A 1,054-nucleotide genomic window follows, 5' to 3' on the forward strand; every position below is an offset into this window, starting at 1 on the left:
GGCCGTTTTTGTGTCGTCGGGCGGCCCCGGGTGGCGGCGCCACCCAGCCCGCCGCCGCCGGGCATTTTCGGCGAGCGGGGGGAAGAGTTCCCGCGCGCATTCCTCAAGGTAAAAGGCAGGGGAACGAACCTATGCGACAGGTCGCGAAGAAGGGCCTGCTCACGATTGCGGCGGCGGGCGGAATGTTCGCCGCCGCGGGCGGCCACGCGTACGCCGATTCCGGAGCCCAAGGACACGCGGCCAATTCGCCGGGTGTCCTGGCCGGCAACACGGTCCAGCTTCCGATGGACGTCCCGGTGCAGGCCTGTGGGAACACCGTGAATGTCGTCGGGTTGCTCAATCCGGCGGCGGGCAACAGGTGCGTCACGGGAGCCGGCGGTGCGCACGGCCATCACCAGGGCGGAGGGCAGCACGGCTCCGCCCAGACCCAGGGGGCGGCGGCCGGGTCGCCCGGTGTCGCCGCGGGCAACGCCGTGCAGATGCCCGTCGACGTGCCGGTCAACATCTGCGGGAACAGCGTCTCGGTCGTCGGCCTCGCGAACCCGGCGATGGGCAACACCTGCACCGAGGACTCGACGGTGCCCCCGTCGGCCGGCACGGACCACCCGCGGCAGCCGTCCGAGGACCCGACGGCTCCCGCGCCGGCCAAGCCCCGCGACTCCTCCACCCACGGATCGGTCGCCCATGGCCCGGCCGCCCACGGCTCGACTGCGCACGGCCCGGCCGCCCATGTCCCGGGGGACCCGCGCTCCGGGCAGCCCGCGGCCGGTTACCCGGGCCAGGGACCGCGGACCCCCATGGCGCAGCCCCACGGCGGGCACGCGCAGATCGGCACCCCGCCCGGGGTGCAGGGAGCGGCCGACGGGGAACTCGCGCAGACGGGTGCCGGACCGATCGGTTTCGCGGCGCCCGCAGGAGCCGCGCTGCTGCTCGGCGGCGCGGTGCTCTACCGGCGTTCCCGGTCCGCCCGGCGCTGATCGGCCGTACCGGCCTTCGCGTCGCGCCCGGACACGGACGCGTCAGAACGCGATGGAGCGGGCCCCGGCTCTCCGGG

1 protein-coding gene is annotated in these 1,054 nt (G+C 75.0%); it reads left to right on the forward strand.

The features are described 5' to 3' along the window. Positions 1-131 precede the first annotated feature (131 nt). Positions 132-977: a chaplin family protein gene (locus tag ABZX96_RS38035; protein ID WP_355554264.1), complete on the forward strand. Its 846-nt coding sequence runs from the start codon at positions 132-134 to the stop codon at positions 975-977. Positions 978-1,054 lie beyond the last annotated feature (77 nt).

The organism is Streptomyces sp. NPDC003077 (assembly GCF_040611095.1).
GTDB lineage: Bacteria > Actinomycetota > Actinomycetes > Streptomycetales > Streptomycetaceae > Streptomyces.